17 protein-coding genes are annotated in these 20391 nt (G+C 55.0%); 11 read left to right on the forward strand and 6 right to left on the reverse strand.

All coding sequences use genetic code 11. The features are described from left to right. Positions 1–8: 8 nt before the first annotated feature. The 4 genes from topA to fadB form a co-directional block, all read right to left on the reverse strand. Complete coding sequence (gene topA, locus EAW52_RS14910) at positions 9–2621, reverse strand: type I DNA topoisomerase (protein WP_122043075.1); 2613 nt, start codon at positions 2619–2621, stop codon at positions 9–11. Between the two features lie 144 nt (positions 2622–2765). Beyond that, a complete protein-coding gene (locus EAW52_RS14915; RefSeq protein WP_010797696.1) occupies positions 2766–3017 on the reverse strand; it encodes a DUF1653 domain-containing protein in 252 nt (83 codons plus the stop codon). A gap of 60 nt (positions 3018–3077) precedes the next feature. Next, on the reverse strand, positions 3078–4253 hold the full coding sequence (gene fadA, locus EAW52_RS14920; RefSeq protein WP_122043076.1) for an acetyl-CoA C-acyltransferase FadA: 1176 nt from the start codon (positions 4251–4253) through the stop codon (positions 3078–3080). A gap of 27 nt (positions 4254–4280) precedes the next feature. Further along, positions 4281–6428, reverse strand: coding sequence for a fatty acid oxidation complex subunit alpha FadB (gene fadB / locus EAW52_RS14925; RefSeq protein ID WP_122043077.1), 2148 nt, complete (start codon positions 6426–6428; stop codon positions 4281–4283). A 491-nt stretch (positions 6429–6919) separates the two neighbouring features. On the opposite strand from fadB, the gene EAW52_RS14930 reads away from it, so the two are divergent. Beyond that, positions 6920–7354: a universal stress protein gene (locus tag EAW52_RS14930; RefSeq protein ID WP_010797693.1), complete on the forward strand. Its 435-nt coding sequence runs from the start codon at positions 6920–6922 to the stop codon at positions 7352–7354. A gap of 33 nt (positions 7355–7387) precedes the next feature. Here the strand turns inward: EAW52_RS14930 and EAW52_RS14935 are convergent, their stop codons facing one another. After that, the gene (locus tag EAW52_RS14935; protein WP_122043078.1) at positions 7388–9307 is read right to left on the reverse strand and encodes an ATP-binding cassette domain-containing protein; all 1920 of its coding nucleotides are present in this window, start codon (positions 9305–9307) and stop codon (positions 7388–7390) included. 217 nt (positions 9308–9524) lie between these two features. Between EAW52_RS14935 and EAW52_RS14940 the strand changes: the two genes are divergently transcribed. From EAW52_RS14940 to phnE, 5 genes are all read left to right on the forward strand, one after another. Continuing rightward, positions 9525–11453, forward strand: coding sequence for a transglycosylase SLT domain-containing protein (locus EAW52_RS14940; protein WP_122043079.1), 1929 nt, complete (start codon positions 9525–9527; stop codon positions 11451–11453). A gap of 146 nt (positions 11454–11599) precedes the next feature. Continuing rightward, a complete protein-coding gene (locus EAW52_RS14945; RefSeq protein WP_122043080.1) occupies positions 11600–12448 on the forward strand; it encodes a putative selenate ABC transporter substrate-binding protein in 849 nt (282 codons plus the stop codon). Continuing rightward, entirely contained in the window at positions 12445–13245 is an 801-nt protein-coding gene (locus EAW52_RS14950; RefSeq protein WP_122043081.1) for a phosphonate ABC transporter ATP-binding protein, read from the forward strand. Before EAW52_RS14945 ends, EAW52_RS14950 begins: the two co-directional genes overlap by 4 nt. Further along, a complete protein-coding gene (locus tag EAW52_RS14955; RefSeq protein WP_122043082.1) occupies positions 13239–14060 on the forward strand; it encodes an ABC transporter permease in 822 nt (273 codons plus the stop codon). The genes EAW52_RS14950 and EAW52_RS14955 overlap by 7 nt, the downstream gene beginning before the upstream one ends. 2 nt (positions 14061–14062) lie before the next feature. Beyond that, complete coding sequence (phnE, locus tag EAW52_RS14960; RefSeq protein WP_122043083.1) at positions 14063–14827, forward strand: phosphonate ABC transporter, permease protein PhnE; 765 nt, start codon at positions 14063–14065, stop codon at positions 14825–14827. A gap of 15 nt (positions 14828–14842) precedes the next feature. Here the strand turns inward: phnE and EAW52_RS14965 are convergent, their stop codons facing one another. After that, the gene (locus EAW52_RS14965) at positions 14843–15157 is read right to left on the reverse strand and encodes a DUF2288 domain-containing protein (RefSeq protein ID WP_122043084.1); all 315 of its coding nucleotides are present in this window, start codon (positions 15155–15157) and stop codon (positions 14843–14845) included. A 281-nt stretch (positions 15158–15438) separates the two neighbouring features. Between EAW52_RS14965 and EAW52_RS14970 the strand changes: the two genes are divergently transcribed. The 5 genes from EAW52_RS14970 to EAW52_RS14990 all read left to right on the forward strand — a co-directional run bounded on the left by EAW52_RS14970 (position 15439) and on the right by EAW52_RS14990 (position 20358). Continuing rightward, positions 15439–16560 carry a branched-chain amino acid ABC transporter substrate-binding protein gene (locus tag EAW52_RS14970; protein ID WP_074827508.1) on the forward strand — a complete coding sequence of 374 codons (1122 nt, stop codon included), beginning with the start codon at positions 15439–15441 and terminating at the stop codon, positions 16558–16560. Positions 16561–16701: 141 nt separating this feature from the next. After that, positions 16702–17625, forward strand: a complete 924-nt coding sequence (gene livH / locus EAW52_RS14975; protein WP_122043085.1) for a high-affinity branched-chain amino acid ABC transporter permease LivH — start codon at positions 16702–16704, stop codon at positions 17623–17625. After that, positions 17622–18893 carry a high-affinity branched-chain amino acid ABC transporter permease LivM gene (locus EAW52_RS14980; RefSeq protein WP_122043086.1) on the forward strand — a complete coding sequence of 424 codons (1272 nt, stop codon included), beginning with the start codon at positions 17622–17624 and terminating at the stop codon, positions 18891–18893. Before livH ends, EAW52_RS14980 begins: the two co-directional genes overlap by 4 nt. After that, the gene (livG, locus tag EAW52_RS14985; RefSeq protein WP_122043087.1) at positions 18890–19657 is read left to right on the forward strand and encodes a high-affinity branched-chain amino acid ABC transporter ATP-binding protein LivG; all 768 of its coding nucleotides are present in this window, start codon (positions 18890–18892) and stop codon (positions 19655–19657) included. The genes EAW52_RS14980 and livG overlap by 4 nt, the downstream gene beginning before the upstream one ends. Then, positions 19657–20358, forward strand: a complete 702-nt coding sequence (locus tag EAW52_RS14990) for an ABC transporter ATP-binding protein (protein ID WP_010797681.1) — start codon at positions 19657–19659, stop codon at positions 20356–20358. The genes livG and EAW52_RS14990 overlap by 1 nt, the downstream gene beginning before the upstream one ends. The last annotated feature ends 33 nt before the right edge of the window (positions 20359–20391 follow it).

Genomic DNA, 20391 nt, shown 5'->3' on the forward strand with positions numbered 1-20391 from the left:
ACAGCGCATCAGCTACGCTTGTCTTCTACCTTCCACTTCCCATTATCGAAATAGGCTTTCCAACCGGTCGGCTTACCATTCTCTTCTGTCTGTACGTATTGCTCCTTCGTCTTGCGACTGAAGCGAATAACAGCAGAACGGCCGTCTGGGTCTTTGGCTGGTGCACTTAATAGATAATGGTATTTCGGATCGATTTCATCCTTGTGCGGCAACAGCTCGCTGACCAACGGTGCGCGAGTCTCGCGATTCTTTGGAAACTGGCTGGCCGCCAAGAATAGACCTGAAGCTCCATCTCGCAATACATACGTATCGTTGACTTTCTCGCACTTGAGCTCAGGCATTGCAATGGCATCCATCTTGGGCGGAGCCGGCTCGCCGTTCTTAAGCAGCTTGCGCGTATTCTTGCACTCAGGATTGGTACATCCAAAGAATTTGCCGAAACGACCCGTCTTGAGCTGCATTTCACTGCCGCACTTGTCACACTCCAGTGAGGGCCCTTCATAGCCCTTGATGCGATAGTTACCGGTTTCAACTTCATAACCCGAGCAATCGGGGTTATTGCCACAGATGTGGAGCTTGCGATGCTCGTCAATCAGGTAAGCATCCATCGCAGTTCCGCAAATATCGCAGCGGTGCTTGCCGCGCAGCACACGCGACTCCGACTCGCCTTCGTCGTCCTCAGCAATTTCATCACCAGGAACAAGGTTGATCGTTCCCTTGCAACGCTCTTTGGGCGGCAGGCTATAACCCGAGCACCCAAGGAATACACCCGTTGAAGCGGTACGAATCATCATCGGCCGGCTACACGTCGGACAAGGGATATCCGTAAGAGTCGGCACATTTGCACGCATCCCCCCTTCAGCGCTCTCGGCGGCTTCCAGCTTTTTCTTGAAGTCGCTGTAGAACTCATCCAGCAGATTTTTCCAGTCGAGCTCGCCCTGCGCTACGGTATCGAGATCACCCTCCATGCTGGCGGTAAAACCATAATCCATGAGGTCAGAGAAGCTCTCGCCCAGCCGGTCAGTAACAATGTCACCCATCTTTTCCGCGTAGAAACGGCGATTATGCACGGTGGCATAGCCGCGATCCTGAATCGTGGAAATGATGGCTGCATAGGTCGACGGACGACCAATACCGCGCTTTTCCAGCTCCTTGACCAAACTGGCCTCGGAGAAACGTGCCGGCGGCTTAGTGAAGTGCTGAGTGGGATCCAGCTTCAGCAGCTTCATGGCATCGCCCTGGTTCATTTCGGGCAGTACGTCGTCTTCGCCAGGCTTGCTCTGTTGCGACAGAACTCGGGTAAAGCCATCGAACTTGAGGATTCGCCCTTTGGCGCGCAACTCAAACTCACCGGCCTTTGCCGTAACGGTCGTAGAAAGATATTCCGCAGGAGGCATCTGACAGGCAATGAACTGACGCCAGATCAAATCGTACAAGCGTTCGGCGTCTCGCTCCATGCCAGACAGCTGGTCAGGACGCGTGTTTACGTCAGACGGACGAATTGCTTCGTGAGCCTCCTGCGCACCTTCCTTGCTGCTGTAGAAATTAGGCTTGGCCGGCAAGTATTTTTCGCCAAATTCATTTTCAATAAACGCCCGAGCCATGGTAATGGCATCGCTGGACAGGTTCGTCGAATCGGTACGCATGTAAGTGATATAACCCGCCTCGTAAAGACGCTGGGCCATCATCATGGTTTTCTTTACACCAAAGCCCAGCCTATTGCTGGCAGCCTGTTGTAAAGTCGATGTAATGAACGGAGCGGAAGGTCGGCTGCTGGTAGGCTTGTCTTCACGCTTGCTAATGCTGTAGCTGGAAGCCTTTAACTTCTCGACGGCAGCACTTGCCTGCGCCTCGTTCAACGGCTTGAATGCTTCGCCGCTTTGTCGGACGACCTCAAAACGCGCCTTGGCATTCTTGGGGTTCGCCAAATCGGCATGAACCTCCCAGTACTCTTCAGGAACGAAGGCACGAATTTCCCGCTCACGCTCCACAAGCAGCTTGACCGCAACGGACTGAACACGTCCGGCCGAAAGCCCTCGTGCGATCTTCTGCCATAGCAGAGGCGAGACCATGTAGCCCACTACACGGTCCAGAAAGCGCCTGGCCTGCTGGGCATTGACTCGATTGATATCCAGCTCGCCCGGCTTGGAGAACGCATCCTGAATCGCTTTTTTAGTGATTTCGTTGAAGACGACCCGCTTGAATCGGCTTTCGTCTCCGCCGATGGCCTCACGAAGATGCCAGGCAATGGCTTCCCCTTCGCGGTCCAAGTCGGTTGCGAGATAAACGGTGTCAGCTTCCTTAGCCAGACGCTTGAGCTCTTCGATCACCTTTTCCTTTCCAGGCAGGATCTCGTAGTGCGCCTTCCAGCCATGCTCGGGGTCGACCCCCATGCGAGCGATAAGCTGGCGCTTGGCCTTTTCCTTTGGAGAAAGGGCTGGAGCTTCGGCAGCAGACTTGCGTCCTTTCGTGGCGGACTCTTTTGACGCGCCTGCCGACCCACTGGTAGGCAGGTCACGGATATGGCCGATACTCGACTTCACCACGTACTGGTTGCCCAAATACTTGTTGATGGTCTTGGCCTTGGCCGGGGATTCCACGATGACCAGCGATTTGCCCATGTATCGGTTGATTCCTGCGTTATTAAAAGATGTAAAGAGAAAGGCGAGACAGTCTGACAGACATTTGGCAGTGAGGCAGTGACTGACGAACCATGACAGCGTGGCTGTACGGCCCCGCTATATATAGTGGCTATTGGAGCAAGGTCAAGGCTGCGCGTTATCGGCAAGCCCTAACGGATTCTCCTCAACCTTTACTAAAGCAAAGCGGGGAACACGCTCGCTGTCCACCTCGACGCTTTCCAGAAACATACTGAGCGGACGCGCCCAAAGGCCGTATTCACCATACAACGCCTGGTAAAAAACAAGCTCCTCTTCCGTTTCAGAATGTTTGGCTACGCCCAGGACACGGTACTCCTGCCCCTTGTAATGCCGATAGAGCCCAGGTTGTAAGGACATGTTCCCTCCAGAAAGAAAAACCGGGGCCAGGCCCCGGTTTCGGTAGCATAAACGCCATTCTCAGACGCGTTCGAACACCGTCGTAATGCCTTGACCCAGGCCGATACACATGGTTGCTACGCCCAGTGCACCACCCTTTTGTTTCATGACATTTAATAGCGTGCCGGAAATACGAGCTCCAGAGCAACCAAAGGGATGACCTAACGCGATGGCCCCACCATGAAGATTGACCTTTTCGTCCATCTTGTCGAGGAGCTTGAGGTCTTTCAGCACCGGTAATGCTTGGGCTGCGAAAGCCTCATTGAGTTCGACATAGTCAATGTCGCCCATCGACAGCCCTGCACGCTTGAGGGCCTTCTGGGTAGCCGGAACAGGACCATAGCCCATGATCGCAGGGTCTACGCCAGCAACCGCCATGGCCCGAATACGCGCCAGTGGCTGCAGGCCAAGGTCCATTGCCCGCTGACCGGACATCACAATCATACAGGAGGCGCCGTCGGTGATCTGGGATGACGTACCTGCAGTTACTGTACCATCCTTTGGATTAAACGCAGGTCTGAGTTCGGCCAGGCCTTCCACCGTTGTATCAGGACGGATAGTCTCGTCATAGTCAAACATCTTCAGGAAGCCATTTTCATCATGTCCTTCCATAGGGATGATTTCGTCCTTGAACGCACCTTCCTGAGTGGCCTTCCAAGCCAACTGGTGCGAACGATAGCCGAATTTATCCTGTGATTCCCGGGTAATGCCGTGCATCTTGCCCAGCAGCTCTGCTGTGAGCCCCATCATGCCAGAGGCCTTTGCAGCATAAAGCGACAGATGCGGGTTAGGGTCAACGCCATGCATCATGCTGACGTGTCCCATATGCTCGACGCCACCTACCACGAACACATCCCCATTACCGGTCATGATGGCCTGCGCCGCTGTATGCAGTGCGCTCATCGAAGACCCGCAGAGCCGGCTTACGGTCTGCCCTGCGCTAGTATGAGGGATGGGCGTCATCAAGGACGCCATTCGCGCAATGTTCCAGCCTTGCTCGAGCGTCTGGTTTACGCACCCCCAGATCACATCTTCCACTTCTGCCGGATTGATTTGCGGATTGCGTGCCAGAAGCTGGGTAATCAAATGGGCAGACATGTTTTCTGCCCGGGTATTACGATGCATGCCACCCTTGGAGCGACCCATCGGTGTGCGGCCAAAGTCGACGATAACAACGTCTCTTGGATTCAGGCTCATAAGAATTCTCGCTCTGTACTGTCTGCGTTAACCAAAGAAGGACTGGCCGTTACGGGCCATTTCGCGCAGCTTTTCAGTCGGGTGATACAGCGGCCCCAGGTCAGCATACTGGTCGGCCAGTGCCACGAACTCGGCAACGCCCAGGGAATCGATATAACGCAGCGCACCGCCTCGGAAGGGAGGGAAGCCAATGCCATAGATCAATCCCATGTCCGCCTCTGCAGCCGACTCGACAATGCCATCTTCCAAGCAACGAACCGTTTCCAGGCACAGCGGAATCATCATGCGCTGAACGATTTCATCATCCGTGAAATCGCGCTGCTCATACACGACAGGCTTGAGCAAGGCGTAGGTTTCTGCATCAGCGACTTTCTTTGGCTTGCCCTTTTTATCGGTCTCGTACACATAGAACCCTTTGCCGTTCTTCTGTCCAAGACGTTTAGCCTCGTACAGCGCATCAACAGCGGTCTTGCGGGACTCTTTCATCCGGTCAGGGAAGCCTTCCGCCATCACATCACGGGCGTGATGCGCCGTATCCATCCCTACAACATCCATCAAGTAAGCCGGCCCCATAGGCCAGCCAAACTTTTCCATGAGCTTGTCGATACGCTGGAAGTCAGCGCCCTGCCCAATCAGGCCGGCAAAACCACCGAAATAAGGGAACAGCACCCGATTGACCAGAAAGCCCGGACAATCATTGACCACGATAGGGTTCTTACCCATTTTCTTGGCATAGGCCACAGTGGTCGCAATCGTTTTTTCGCTGGTCTTTTCGCCGCGGATTACTTCAACCAGAGGCATCATGTGCACCGGATTGAAGAAGTGCATACCGCAGAAATTTTCAGGACGCTTCAGGGCTTGTGCAAGCAAGCTGATCGAGATGGTTGAGGTATTGGACGCCAGAATGGCTTCTTCACCAACCTGATCTTCGACCTCTGCCAGCACAGCCTGCTTGATCTTGGGATTCTCAACGACAGCCTCAACCACGATATCCACCGACTTGAAGTCACCATAGGACAAAGTGGGGCGAATACGATTGAGCGCTTCAGCCATTTTCACCGGCTCGAGACGGCCCTTCTCGACGCGCTTGTTGAGAAGCTTGCTCGCTTCATCAAGACCGAGCTGAATGGCTTCCTCACGGATATCCTTCATGAGAATCGGCGTGCCTTTGAGCGCAGACTGATAGGCGATACCACCGCCCATGATACCTGCCCCCAAGACGCTGGCCTGTTTGATCTCACCCGCCTGCTGATCGTAAACCTTAGCCTTTTTCTTGAGCAGCTGATCATTCAGGAACAGACCGATCAGGCTTTGCGAAACAGTTGTCTTGGCGAGCTTCACGAAGCCTTTGGCTTCGACCTCAAGCGCCTTCTCTCGTCCGAAATTAGCGGCCTTCTGGATGGTCTTGATCGCTTCTACTGGCGCGGGATAATTCGGACCCGCCTGACCTGCAACGTAGCCTTTGGCCGACTCGAATGCCATCATGGCTTCAATGGGGTTTAGCTTGAGCTTTTCAAGCTTGGGCTGACGACGGGCCTTGTGGTCAAGCTCGCCAGAAATGGCTCGACGTGCCAGATCCAACGCCGCGGCCTGCAACTTGTCGGGTGCAACAACTGCATCCACGACACCGACCTTGAGCGCCTCGGCAGCAGAGTTCTCCTTGCCCGAAGCAATCCACTCGATGGCATTGTCGCTACCGATCAGGCGAGGCAACCGAACAGTCCCGCCAAAACCGGGATAAATGCCCAGTTTTACTTCTGGCAGACCAACCTTTGCGGTCTCGCTCATGACCCGGAAGTCGGCAGCCATGGCGATTTCAAGGCCACCGCCAAGCGCGATGCCGTTAATTGCCGCTACAGTAGGGACATCGAGGTCCTCAAAGTCATTGAAGATCTGATTGATCTCCAGGTTCCCTGCCAGCAGATCCTCGTCTGGCATACGGAAACTTTCGACAAACTCGGTGATGTCTGCCCCTACGAGGAAAACATCCTTTCCGCTACTGAGAATGACGGCCTTGACCGAAGCGTCGGCCTTGAGGGCATCGACAGCCTGGCGCAGCTCGTTCAAGGTCAGGCGATTAAATTTATTGACCGACTCGCCAGTAAGATCAAGCTTTAACTCGGCGATACCGTTTTCTAGAGCCTTAACCGTGATGGCTTTACCTTCGTAAATCATCAACTGATCTCCATACGTGGAAGCGGAACACTCACATCCAAGCCTTGTTGCCCATTCAGGCAGGCAGCCAACTGCATGGCGTGATACTAGGATTCGTTAAGCCCGGGCGGAACGCGAAAGCTATACCTTGCGGCAACCTTCTCTTCTCTGCCCGAGCACTACAGGGCCCGCAAGACAAACATCTGATTCATACAAGTGTTTGACAGCCCCTACACGATCATTCAAAACCTGCGTTATGTCAATTCGACCCATGCGTTAACGTGGCATAACAACCCATTGAGCCCGGACGGCATGGGACTGAAAAATCGTCAATCTCTACAAAGGATAGGTGCAATTGGCGCAGCGATCTGTTAACAACAGCGAGGCGCAACACCCGCAGCAAGGAGCAAGTACCGCGAAATGCGGTCCAAACGGTATCTGGATAGCAGGTGCGAGCCGCACCAGACAGGCCATACTTGAAATGTTCGCCATCCTTAAGGAGGAGAAATAAAATGTCTTATAAACACATTCTGGTAGCCATCGACCTGACTGATGAATGCCATGCCGTAATCCGTCGTGCTGTCGACTTGGCTACCGGCCTCCAAAGCAAAGTTTCCCTGGTCCATGTGGTCGAACCAATGGCTATGGCGTTCGGCGGTGACGTGCCCATGGACCTTTCTTCCCTTCAACAACAGCAGATCGAACAGTCCCGTGAGCGCTTGGACAGCTTTGTTGCGCAATACAGTCTTCTGGAGGGCCAGTGTCAGTTAGCCTATGGGCAGCCTCGCCAGGAAATCCACCGCTTTGCTCGCGAAAATGCCTGTGATCTGATCGTTGTAGGCAGCCACGGCCGCCATGGCCTTGCCCTTCTTCTGGGCTCGACCGCCAATGACTTGTTACATGGTGCCCCGTGTGACACCTTAGCGGTCTCCCTGACCCGGAAGTAATACTAAAAAGGGCTCCCTCAGGAGCCCTTTTTTTCATTCTTCCAGTTCAGCCCATCGCTCCAGCAGCTGATCGAGCTCACGCTGTAAAGCCTCGAAGCGCTCAACAACGACACGCGTCGTTTCAAGCGGCTGCTGGTAGAACGCCGGATCGGAAATCTGGCTTTGCAGTCTCGCCAGCTCGTTTTCTGTCGCCTCGATCTGTGTCGGCAAGGCATCCAGCTCGCGTTGATCCTTATAACTGAGCTTTTTACGGGCCGGCGCCTGCTGCGCTGCTACCTTGGATGCTTCTACGGGTGTCTCTTGAGTGGCCGCCGCATCCGACTTGGCCTCCATTTTCGATCCTGTCGCACCTAACAAGCGAGGCGATCCGCCTTGACGTAGCCAATCCTGATAGCCTCCGACGTACTCGCGCACGAGGCCCTCGCCTTCAAATACCAGGGTGCTGGTCACGACGTTATCGAGAAACGCCCGGTCGTGGCTGACCATCAACACGGTGCCCTCAAAACTCAGAAGCACTTCCTCCAGCAGTTCGAGCGTTTCCACATCCAGATCGTTGGTAGGCTCGTCGAGTACCAACAGATTGGCCGGCTTGCTGAACAGCTTCGCCAGCAACAACCGGGCACGCTCGCCCCCCGACAGCGCTTTCACTGGCGTCCGGGCACGCTGTGGGCTAAACAGGAAGTCCCCCAGATAACTGAGGACATGACGATCCTGACCGTTGATTGTGATAATTTCACGCCCTTCAGCCATGTTGTCGATGACGGTTTTTTCAGGCTCAAGCGCATGTCGCAGCTGATCGAAATAGGCCACTTCAAGCTTGGTGCCATGCACGATTTTTCCTGCCGTCGGCTCAAGGTCACCCAGCAGCAGTTTGAGCAGCGTTGTCTTTCCAGAGCCGTTAGGGCCTAACAAGCCCATCCGGTCGCCTCGCTGCACCACCAGGGAAAAATCACGGATAATGGGTTCGCTGCCTGGATGGGCGTAATCCACGTGCTCGACAACAATGACCTGTTTTCCAGACTTGTCGGCGGTTTCCAGCTGCAGATTTGCCTTACCCTGGCGTTCGCGTCGTTCGCTGCGTTCAAAGCGCATGGCCTTCAATGCACGCACTCGCCCTTCGTTGCGGGTACGTCGAGCCTTGATGCCTTGACGAATCCAGACCTCTTCCTGAGCCAGACGCTTATCGAACAGTGCGTTGGCGGTCTCTTCCGCTGCAAGCTGCTGCTCTTTATGCACCAGAAAACTGGCGTAATCGCCCTGCCAATCGATCAGATGGCCTCGATCCAACTCAAGAATGCGTGTCGCCAGGGCTTGCAAGAAAGCTCGATCGTGGGTGATGAACAGAATCGCACCCGGATATTGACTCAAGGCCTCTTCCAACCAGGCAATAGCCCCGATATCCAGATGGTTGGTTGGCTCATCGAGCAATAGCAAGTCAGGTTCAGCCACCAGGGCCTGCGCCAATAGCACACGCCGACGCCAGCCTCCGGAAAGCTCTGCAAGGGTCTTTTCTGCAGGCAACTGAAGGCGACTCAGCGTGCTCTCGACCAGCTGCTGCAGTCGCCAGCCATCCTTGGCTTCCAAATCCTGCTGAACGCGCATCAGACGCGTCAGGTCTTCGTCAGTGTGAATGTTCTGGGACAGTCGATGATACTCCGCCAGCAACTCCCCTACGCCAGTCAGTCCCTCGGCCACAACATCGAATACGGTACGATCATCTGCCCGAGGCAGCTCCTGGGGCAACTCTCCAATCTTCAGCGCCGGAGCACGCCAGATCTCGCCATCGTCTGGCATCTGCTCGCCCTTAACCAGGCGCAGCATGCTGGACTTGCCAGTACCGTTGCGCCCGATCACGCAGACTCTCTCACCCCGAGCGATCTGCCAGGACACTCCGTCCAGCAATGGCATGGCACCGAAAGCCAGGGATACGCCGGTGAATTTGAGCAAGGTCATAGGCATCTCCAAGAAAAAGGACGTGCATTCTAGTGCCCATCCGCACGAACTGCATGTTTTCCTACCGACGGCACTCAATGTTTTCGTACATATGACGACAAGATTATTAGCCTGACCGTTGGTAGCTCATACGCTTTCGTCGTAATGGCCGACAAGCTAAAGTAATCGCCTTTGTGCGGCCGAGCCGCATGTACCAGCAGTCTTCTCCGGGAATCTCATGCGCGGCCGTCTGTTCAAGCTGTTGACCTGTGTCTTTGCTTCTCTCATTGGATTGGAAACCGCTCACGCGGCCCCCATTGAGCAACAACGTCTCCTATACGACCAAGCCAAGGCAGCGCTGGCCAAGGGAGATGCCAGTCTCTATTTGCAGTCACGCAATGCGTTGCAAGGGTATCCCCTGGAGCCCTACCTGCAATATGACGAGCTGACCGCACGCCTCAAGAACGCCAGCAATACAGAAATAGAAGCCTTTCTTGCCGAGCATGGCGATCTCCCGCAGGCAAACTGGATGAAGCTGCGCTGGCTGCGCTGGCTCTCCGAGCGCGGCGATTGGAGTACCTTTGACCGCCACTATGACTCCAAGCTCAACTTTACCGAACTGGATTGCCTGAATGCCCAGCACCAGATTCAGGAAGGCCAGACAACACAACCCTTCAAGACAGCGGAAAAGCTCTGGCTGGTAGGCAAGTCACAACCAGCCGCCTGTGATGGCCTTTTCAGTGCCTGGGCTGCTCGCGGCCAGATGCCTGAAAGCATGGTTTGGAAACGTGCCAAGCTGGCGGCCGAAGCGCGTAATTACGGGCTAGTCACCCATTTGGGACAGCAGATGCCCACCCTGGGCTCACTTGCCAACCTGATGAGCGATATCGCTCAGAAACCCCAACAGCTAGCCGATGTGCAGCGCTTCACACCTGCCAGCGAGCCCATGGCCGATGTGGTTGGTCTGGGTTTGCGACGCCTTGCCAAACAGGATCCCGAGAAAGCATTGGGCCTACTCGATACCTACAGTCAGCGCCTACCCTTTTCGCGCGACGAAAAAGTATCTATTGCGCGTGAGATTGGGCTGACCCTGGCCAAGAACTTTGACCCACGAGCCCTTCCGCTCATGGAGCGTTACGATCCAGAACTCCGTGATGACACGGTCAGCGAATGGCGTGCGCGCCTTCTACTGCGCCTGGCCCGCTGGAAAGAGGCTTACCAATTAATCCAGCGGTTTCCCCCATCGCTTCTGGAAACCAACCGCTGGCAATACTGGCGCGCCCGTACCCTGGAGCTGTCTCAGCCGCAAAGCTCAAGCGTACTGGCCGATTACCAGCCAGTTTCGCGTGAGCGCGATTTCTACGGCTTTCTAGCAGCCGACCGCATCAAGGCACCTTATCAGCTGAACAATCGTCCGCTCGTACTGAGCAATAGCCTCCGCAACCGAGTACGCACCACGCCTGGTATTCAGCGCGCGCTCGAGTTCTATGCACGTGGTGAGTTTGTAAATGCGCGGCGCGAGTGGTTTCATGTCAGCCGCAGCTTTAACCGGGACGAATTGGTTGCCCAGGCCCGCATGGCCTACGACATGCAATGGTATTTCCCGGCTATTCGCTCAATTAGCCAAGCCAAGTACTGGGACGATCTGGACATCCGCTTCCCTATCGCCTACCGCGACAGTTTCGTTCGTGAAGCGCGCCAGCGAGGCTTGCATAGCAGCTGGGTCTTCGCTATTACCCGGCAAGAGAGCGGCTTCATGGCCGATGCCCGTTCAGGCGTGGGAGCCATGGGCTTGATGCAGTTGATGCCTGCGACGGCAAAACATACTGCCAGCAAGTTTTCTATTCCATTGGCCAGCCCTCAATCAGCCCTGCAACCGGACACGAACATCCAGCTGGGCACCGCTTACCTGAGCATGGTTCATGCGCAATTCAACGGTAACCGCGTTCTAGCCTCAGCGGCTTATAACGCCGGTCCCGGACGTGTAAAAAGATGGCTAAAGGACGCCCGGCACTTGGCGTTCGATGTCTGGGTAGAAACCATTCCGTTTGATGAAACCCGTCAATATGTCCAAAATGTGCTGGCGTATGCTGTCATCTACGGCCAAAAACTCAATACGCCTCAGCCACTGGTAGAGTGGCATGAACGCTTCTTTGACGAAACTTGATGACTTAAGCAGGAGCTGCAATAGCTTTGTAGCTCCTGCCTTGTTACACGTCACCACACCAGGGTGCCATTAAGCGGCTGTGAAATTTCGTCAATCTCCGTATACTTCGCGGCTCTATTTTTTCCGCTATTGAACCGGAGAAACTCATGTTGAAGCGTTCCCTGGCCCTCGTGGCCGGTCTTACCCTGTGCGCCACTTCCCTTCTTACCCAGGCAGCAGATGCACTACGCGTCTCGGCTATCCCGGATGAAGCACCTACCGAATTGCTTCGCAAGTTCAAACCGCTGGGAGAGTACCTGGAAAAGCAGATTGGCATGCCTGTTACCTTCGTGCCGGTCTCCGATTATGCAGGCGTGGTCGAAGCGCTGGCCTCTGACAGACTGGACATGGCATGGTTGGGTGGCTTTACCTTTGTCCAGGCCCAACTCAAAGCGCCTATGAATCCGCTGGTACAACGGGAAGAGGATCAGAAGTTCACCAGCAAATTCATTACAGCTGATCCAAACGTCAAATCGGTTCAAGACCTGAAAGGCAAAACGTTCGCCTTTGGCTCGATCTCTTCGACCTCCGGCAGCCTGATGCCCCGTTACTTCATGCAGCAGGAAGGGGTAGTACCGGAGCAGTTTTTCTCACGTGTAGCCTATTCTGGAGCCCATGATGCAACTGCCGCCTGGGTACAGGCTGGAAAAGTGGATGGAGGCGTTTTGAACGCTTCGGTCTGGCAGAAGCTGGTTGATGCCAAGAAAGTAGACACAAGCAAGGTCAAGGTCTTCGCGACCACTCCGCCCTATTACGATTACAACTGGACCGTCAGAGGCAATCTGGATCCGCAACTGGCGGCCAAAATCAAGGCGGCCTTTCTTGCACTGGATCCTTCGAAGCCTGAAGACAAAGCCATTCTGGATCTACAGGCAGCCAGTCGTTTTGTAGAAACTTCTCCTGAAAACTATAAGGGCATCGAAGGCTCTGCACGTGCGGCCGGTCTGTTGAAGTGAGCGTCCAGTTAGCTGGCGTGGAGCTTCTTCACGCCAATGGGCATCGTGCGCTTTCAAAGCTTGACCTGAAGATCACCAAAGGTGAACGCGTAGCACTGATTGGCCCTTCTGGAGCAGGCAAGACCAGCTTGCTCCGCCTGATGGCGACAAGCCATAAGCCAACGGCAGGACAACTCACCGTATTGCAGATCGATCCGTGGTCATTGAGCGTGTCCCGATTGAAGTCGCTTCGTGCACATATCGGTCTGATTCACCAGGCACCTCCCCTCCCGGCGCGGCAACGCGTCGTAACGGCGGTACTGGCTGGGCGCCTGGGCCAATGGCCTTTATGGAAGAGCCTGGTCAGCCTTGTCTATCCACTGGATCGTCCGGGCGCCCAACAGGCTCTGGCAAAGCTGGACCTGTCAGAAAAGCTGTATCAGCGTTGCGATCAGCTCTCGGGGGGCCAGCTCCAGCGCGTCGGCATTGCCCGCGTGCTATACCAGGCGCCTGAGCTGATACTGGCGGATGAGCCTGTCTCCGCCATGGATCCTGTACTTGCCAGCCATACACTAACCATTCTCGCTCGTGAGGCCGAAACACGAAGCGCAACGCTGATCGCCAGCCTGCACAGCATAGAGCTGGCGCTCAAACACTTCCCGCGAATCATTGGGCTACGCCAAGGCGTTATTGTATTCGACAAAGCAACGCAAGCCGTTACCTCCTATGATCTGGAGCAGTTGTATGCCAATGAGCAATTGGCACCAGAGAACTCATCCAGTGTTTATTTCATGCCTGCCACACCACCGCGATGCTGATTGCCCCCTCGCGTGATCCTGCCGCCCTGCCTCGTCTAGGCATCAGCCTGCTGGCGCTCTTACTGCTCTGGCCTGGGCTTCACCTGTCCGAGCTGGATATTCCTGGTTTGCTCACCGGCGAGAACGCCAGAATCATGGGTAGCTTTCTGGCAGGATTCTGGCCGCTAGCCTACGATTCGGAGTTTCTCTCGATAGTTGGCAAAGCCACGCTGGAAACCCTAGCCATTGCCACGGCCGGCATGACGCTCGCCTGGGTGATCGCCTTTCCAGCAGCCCTGCTGGCAACCCGCTCGCTTTCCATCTCCGCGCTTCATCGGCAAGGACGCCCTTCGTGGCTGGGTCAGACGACTCGCAATACGGTACGTATCGTTCTTGTAATTCTGCGCAGCATTCCCGAAATTGTCTGGGCCTTGTTATTTGTACGAGCGGTAGGCCTGGGTCCAACTGCGGGCGTCCTGGCCATTGCCATCACGTATGGTGGCATGCTGGGTAAGGTGTACGCCGAGATTTTTGAATCCGTACCTGCTGACGCGACGCGAGCATTGCTCTTGGGTGGCAGCTCGCGACTTCAGGCATTCGCATATGGACTGCTACCGGCCGCCAGCGGCGAAATGATCTCCTATACAATCTACCGCTGGGAGTGTGCTATCCGTGCATCGGTCGTCATGGGATTTGTCGGCGCTGGCGGGCTGGGGCAACAGGTCGATCTGTCTCTGCGAATGTTTGCTGGCGGAGAAGTTGCCAGCCTGATGCTGACCTTTCTGATACTAGTCATGCTGGCCGACCTGATCAGCCGCTTGCTGCGAGAGCCGTAACGATGAAAATCAAGGGTCTTGCCGCCGTTATCGTAGTACTAGCCGCCATTGCCTCGTCCTTTGCTTACCTTGAGACGAATTTTATCGAGCTGTTTTCGCGGACCTCTCTTGCGCAAATGGCGAAGTTTGCCAACGGATTTCTTACCCCGGACTTCTCCCGCGGTCACCTATACGCCATCGCTTGGGCCTGCCTGGAAACACTGGCCATGTCAGCCATGGGAACCTTATTGGCAGCCCTGCTTGGCATAATACTGGCCCTGCCTGCGGCAGGCCGACTCGGTACTTTATTCAAAGCAGTTGCGCGGTTATTGCTAAATGCCCTCCGCGCCGTCCCGGAACTGGTGTGGGCGGCACTGATGGTACTGGCTGCAGGGCTAGGACCCAATGCCGGCACACTTGCATTAGCACTGCATACGGCGGGTGTACTGGGTCGCCTGTTTGCCGAGGCGCTGGAAAACACTCCGTCCGCCCCCAGCGATGCGATCAGACTGGCTGGCGGCGGACGCCTTGCCGCCTTCGCCTATGGCATTCTGCCAAGCGTCTGGCCTCAGCTGCTTGCCTATATTCTCTATCGCTGGGAAAACAATATCCGCATGGCGACGATATTGGGATTCGTGGGCGCTGGCGGCCTAGGACAAATGCTTCAAATCAGCCTCAGCCTGTTTCAACTCGCTCAGGCTGCAACCATTATCCTGGCCATGTTGATCCTGGTACTGCTGGTAGACGCTTTCAGTGCCTGGATTCGGCAGCGGTGGATCAGTCATTGATTCACCCTGGCGGTCTCATGCCTCGCCGCTGTTACCGTTTCTAGCCTGTATAAGCACCCAGGGCGCAACGACCACCGCCCAAAAGGTTGGATCGCTTAACAGAAAACCACGTGCTTCATCCTCGGTCACCTTGGCCATTTGCCCGGACGTCAGCCAGGCAGAAACCTTGCCTGTATTGTCCTGAACAATGGCTTCTGCCGCCTCTATCAAGTCTATCTTGGCATCTACCCGAAGCAACGAACCCTTGGCAAAGTGCGGCTGTAACTCTTGCCATGTGATTTCAGCGGTCTGGCCCAACAGCGTAGCGTACAGAGTGCTGGTTTCGGACATCACGTCACCCCTAAAAATAAAGCGACATGATAGCGGCTGCCGCTTATTGTCGACAGGATTGACATGTCTTCAGCCCGGTTTCGGCTCGTATCCGATACATGATGCGACAAAGTGTATCGATACAGTCGATGTGCCACTTTTCAATTCCGTGATCGGCACTCTACACTCCGCACGTTGCGATGCCGATTTATCGTCATAACAAGAAAGCCAGCAATAAGAATAAATACTGCAATAAACGTTTGTGATCTGCCAAAACCAATAAGCATTTCGAGTGGAGCACTATGAATAAGGCAACTCAGCGTCTTTCCCGACTATTCGCCGCCATGGCCCTGGCTGGACTCACCAGCTACAGCGTCGCTGCCGATACAATAAAAATCGCTTTGGCCGGCCCGGTTACCGGTCCTGTAGCGCAATATGGGGAAATGGAATTTGTCGGCGCCAAAATGGCTATCGAGCAAATCAATAAGGCTGGCGGCGTCAATGGCCAGCAGCTCGAAGGCGTAGTCTATGACGATGCGTGTGACCCCAAGCAAGCGGTTGCCGTTGCCAACAAGATCGTCAACGACGAAGTGAAATTCGTGGTTGGCCACCTGTGCTCCAGCTCCACCCAGCCGGCGTCCGATATCTACGAGGACGAAGGCATCCTGATGATCACCCCAGCATCAACCAGCCCTGATCTCACGGCACGCGGACATAAACTGATCTTCCGCACCATTGGTCTTGACAACATGCAAGGCCCTACTGCCGGCAAATATATAGCCGAGCATATCAAGCCCAAGACAGTCGCCATCATCCACGACAAGCAGCAGTACGGTGAAGGCATTGCCACGGCCGTCAAGCAGACACTTGAAGGCGCCAATGTCAAAGTTGCCGTATTCGAAGGTATCAATGCCGGCGACAAGGACTTTTCTTCTCTGATCTCCAAGCTGAAGCAGGCGGGTGTGGATTTCGTCTATTACGGCGGCTACCACCCGGAGCTCGGCCTTCTGATGCGCCAGTCACAGGAAAAAGGCTTGAAAGTTCGCTTCATGGGACCGGAAGGTGTGGGTAACTCTGAAATTTCCGCCATTGCAGGCAAATCCTCAGAGGGCATGCTTGTAACCCTTCCCCGCTCTTTCGATCAGGATCCGAAAAACAAAGCCCTGGTTGAAGCATTCAAAGCCAAGAAGCAGGATCCGAGCGGCCCGTTCGTCTTCCCCTCCTACGCAGCCGTGCAAGTTATTGCTGATGGCATCAAGAAGGCAGGCAACACTGAAACCGATGCTGTAGCAGAGGCCCTGCGCAGCAATACGTTCAGCACACCTACAGGCGACCTGGCGTTTGACGAAAAAGGCGACCTGAAGAACTTCGAATTTGTCGTCTATGAGTGGCACGCCGACGGCACCAAGACCGAAGCCAAGTAACCGTTAAGCAGGAACTTGCCAGCACGTTGTCTGGCAAACGTCCTCAAAAGCCCACGGTATCCTCCGTGGGCTTTGTTCATTCCAAATGAGTAGGCGTGCCAAGACGCCAAAAGCACTGTGGCCGCTATTCAGGAGAAAGTAATGCCTGAGCTCTACCACTATCTTCAACAGCTGGTAAACGGTTTGACCGTTGGCAGCACCTACGCCTTGATAGCCATTGGTTACACCATGGTCTACGGCATTATTGGCATGATCAACTTCGCCCATGGCGAGGTATACATGATTGGCTCCTATGTAGCCTTCATTGTCATCGCCGGATTGGCACTCATGGGCATTCATAGTCTGCCGATCATCATGATTGCGGCCTTTGCTGCCAGCATTATTGTTGCCAGTGCCTATGGCTACAGTATTGAGCGTATTGCCTACCGTCCGCTACGTGGCAGTAATCGCCTGATTCCGCTGATCTCAGCCATCGGCATGTCCATCTTCCTGCAAAACGAAGTGCTATTGGCACAGGACTCCAAGGACAAGGCCATTCCCAGCCTGCTGCCTGGCAACATCATATTTGGCAATGATGCCATGAGTGGAGTCGTCATTTCGTACATGCAGGTTCTGATCTTCGTGGTCACGTTTCTGGCCATGCTCGGATTGACACTGTTCATCTCACGTTCGCGTCTCGGCCGCGCCTGCCGAGCCTGCGCCGAAGACATCAAAATGGCCAACCTGCTTGGCATCAACACCAACAACATTATCGCCCTGACCTTTGTTATCGGCGCATCCCTGGCAGCCATCGCGGCTGTTCTGCTCGGTATGCAATACGGCGTCATTAATCCGAGTCTGGGCTTTCTGGCAGGTATCAAGGCGTTTACTGCCGCAGTACTGGGCGGGATCGGCAGTATTCCAGGCGCCATGCTGGGCGGACTGGTGCTAGGGGTAGCCGAAGCGTTCGGGGCCGATATTTTTGGTGATCAGTACAAGGATGTCGTGGCGTTCACACTTCTTGTCCTCGTTTTGTTGTTCCGGCCGACCGGCATTCTGGGCCGTCCGGAGGTAGAAAAAGTATGAGCAGTACCCCTTTCAACAAACAGCTTAAAACGGCTTTTTTCAGTGCGCTTCTCGTACTCGCAGTGGCCTACCCTGTTTTGGGGCTAAAACTGACCACAGTGGGTATCGGGCTCGAAGTCCATGGCGCCAGCCCAACCACCCTGACGATCATTTTTGGGGCGGCCGCCCTTATGTTCATATGGCAGTTGGTACGTGATCGCATTCCCATGCCGCGCCGAACCAGGGGCACCCACACCTCACCACTGACCAAACTAGGCACCCAGCTCACCGAGCCATCTGTTCAACGTTGGGTCATCCTCGGACTAATTCTTGTCGCGCTAGTCTGGCCATTCTTCGGCTCACGGGGAGCCGTGGATATCGCTACGCTGATTCTCATCTATGTAATGCTGGGGCTTGGTCTGAATATTGTGGTCGGCCTGGCGGGTCTTCTTGATCTGGGCTACGTCGGCTTTTATGCCGTAGGGGCATACAGTTACGCCCTGCTCTCCCACTATTACGGCCTTGGATTCTGGATCTGCCTGCCCATTGCCGGTTTGATGGCTGCGCTATTCGGCTTTTTGCTGGGCTTTCCCGTGCTGCGCCTGCGAGGTGACTATCTCGCCATCGTAACGCTCGGCTTCGGCGAAATCATCCGCATTCTGCTACGCAACCTTACCAGTATCACCGGCGGCCCCAACGGCATTAGCGGAATCGACAAGCCTACGCTATTCAACCTGACGTTTGAGCGGCGTGCCCCTGAAGGCATGCAGACATTCCATGAGTTTTTTGGCATCGCCTACAACTCGAACTACAAGGTGATCTTTCTTTACCTGGTTGCGTTACTGCTCGTCCTGCTTACGCTTTTCGTGATCAATCGATTACTGCGCATGCCCATCGGTCGCGCTTGGGAAGCCTTACGTGAAGATGAGATCGCCTGCCGTGCATTAGGCTTGAATCCGACCCTTATCAAACTCTCCGCTTTTACGCTGGGTGCCTGCTTTGCAGGTTTCGCGGGCAGCTTCTTTGCGGCTCGCCAAGGGCTGGTGTCGCCGGAATCGTTCACCTTCATTGAGTCAGCCATCATCTTGGCGATCGTTGTTCTGGGTGGAATGGGCTCACAATTGGGCGTCATTCTGGCAGCCATTGTCATGATTCTGCTTCCAGAGCTGATGCGTGAGTTCAGTGAATATCGCATGTTGATGTTTGGCGCCATGATGGTCCTGATGATGATCTGGCGGCCGCAAGGCCTGCTCCCGATGCAGCGCCCCCATTTGGAGCTGCGCAAATGAGCCAACCTATTCTTCAAGCTAAAGATCTGACCATGCGTTTTGGCGGCCTCTTGGCAGTCAATGGCGTCAATATCAGCGTCGAGGAAAAGCAGGTCGTTTCCCTGATAGGACCGAACGGCGCCGGCAAGACGACCGTGTTCAACTGCCTGACCGGTTTCTATCAACCAACAGGAGGCGAAATTCTACTTAGAGGTACGCCCATTCATGGCTTGCCGGGTCACCAGATCGCTCGACGCGGCATCGTACGCACCTTCCAGAATGTTCGGTTGTTCAAGGAAATGACGGCGGTTGAAAACCTGCTGGTTGCTCAACACCGCCATCTGAATACGAATTTTCTAGCCGGCCTCTTCAAAACTCCCGACTTTCGCCGCGCAGAATCTGAAGCCATGGACTTTGCCCGCCACTGGCTTGAGCAGGTCAACCTCACCGAGGCCGCCAACCGACCTGCCGGCAATCTGGCCTATGGCCAACAGCGCCGTCTTGAGATTGCTCGCTGCATGATGACACGTCCTCAACTCCTCATGCTTGATGAACCTGCCGCCGGCCTTAATCCTCGCGAGACGGAAGACCTGAAAGCGCTGATTTCCCTACTGCGAGACGAGCACGGCGTAACTGTTCTGCTCATTGAGCACGACATGCACCTGGTCATGAGCATCTCGGATCATATTGTCGTTATCAATCAGGGCACCCCCCTGGCTGATGGTAAGCCGGAGCAAATCCGTAATAACCCTGACGTGATCAAAGCCTATTTGGGAGAAGCGTGATGCTGCAGTTCGAAAACGTTTCGACTTTCTATGGCAAGATCCAGGCGCTGCATGGGGTCAGCCTGTCCGTCAACAAAGGGGAGATCGTGACACTCATCGGCGCCAATGGCGCTGGCAAGTCTACCCTCCTGATGACGCTATGCGGTTCTCCTAAGGCAGCTGGCGGTAGTATTCGTTACGAAGGTGAAGAGCTGGTCGGAAAAGACTCCTCCGAAATCATGCGCAAGGGTATCGCCGTGGTTCCTGAGGGTCGCCGCGTCTTTGCTCGCCTGACTGTCGAGGAAAACCTCGCCATGGGCGGTTTTTTTACCGACAAGCATGACTATGATCGTCAGCTTGAAAAGGTTCTTGGCCTGTTTCCTCGCTTGAAGGAGCGCTATCACCAGCGCGGAGGCACGATGTCCGGTGGGGAGCAACAGATGCTGGCCATCGGTCGTGCGATGATGAGTCATCCGCGTCTCCTGCTGCTTGACGAGCCCTCATTGGGTTTAGCCCCCATCATCATTCAGCAGATTTTCGATATCATCGAACAACTGCGCGAGGATGGCGTAACGGTATTTCTGGTCGAGCAGAACGCCAACCAGGCGCTCAGACTGGCAGACCGCGGCTACGTTCTAGAAAATGGTCATATCGTCATGCAGGATACCGGCGAAGCCCTATTGGCCAACCCTGACGTACGCAAGGCCTACCTGGGAGGCTAAAGGATCGCTTGTGCGCTCCGTTCAAAAAGAGCG

Origin of the sequence: Pseudomonas sp. LTJR-52 (assembly GCF_003691465.1) — a bacterium.
GTDB lineage: Bacteria > Pseudomonadota > Gammaproteobacteria > Pseudomonadales > Pseudomonadaceae > Chryseomonas > Chryseomonas luteola.